Source organism: Mesorhizobium sp. M8A.F.Ca.ET.021.01.1.1, from assembly GCF_003998025.1.
Lineage (GTDB): Bacteria > Pseudomonadota > Alphaproteobacteria > Rhizobiales > Rhizobiaceae > Mesorhizobium.
Genome location: NZ_RZSJ01001041.1, coordinates 1 through 732 on the forward strand (window position 1 = coordinate 1; position 732 = coordinate 732).

At 65.2% G+C, this 732-nt stretch carries 1 pseudogene; it reads left to right on the forward strand.

Features of this window, described 5'->3' with window-relative positions:
• Positions 1 to 732: pseudogene (locus EOA36_RS36450) on the forward strand (autotransporter outer membrane beta-barrel domain-containing protein); the annotation flags it as partial.

The window sequence follows — 732 nt, forward strand, 5'->3', positions numbered from 1 at the left end:
ATCTATGGCTCGGTCGACCTCGGCGCCGACAACGATACCGCCAAACTCAGCAATCTCACCAACGCCAATCTCGGCGGAGCCGATGCGCTGAATGGCGGCCTCGGCACCGATGCGCTTACCTTCGACAACGTCAAGCTGGAAGGCATCGCCAGGGTCCAGAACTGGGAAACCATAGACGCCACCAACGATACCCAGTTGATCCTCGACGGCAATCTCGTACTGGGCGACAGCGGCACGGGCACCGGAAGGCTCAGCGTCGACCAGGCAAGCACGCTCTATGGCGGCGGTGGCTTCAACAGTTCCATCCAGGCCTTCACCTCGGGCCAACTGGCCGATGTGGTCAATGCCGGCCGCATCGACCTGACCAACGGCGGCACCGGCGCTTCCGATCGCCTGACCATATCGGGCAATTATGTCGGCATGGGCGGGCTGCTCCTCCTCCAGACCGAGCTTGGCGACGACAGCTCCGCTTCCGACCGGCTGGTGCTGTCCGGCGGCACGGCCTCCGGCTCGACCGGCATCGCTGTGGTCAATGTCGGCGGCGCCGGGGCGCAGACCACGTCCGACGGCATCATGCTCGTCCAGGCGGTCAACGGCGCCACGTCGAGCGCAAGCGCCTTTGCCCTCGATGCGCCGGTCGCCGCCGGCGCCTTCGAATATTATCTCTTCAAGGGCGGCGTCAGCGCCGGCAGCGCGGAGAACTGGTATCTGCGTTCGACGCTGAACACACCG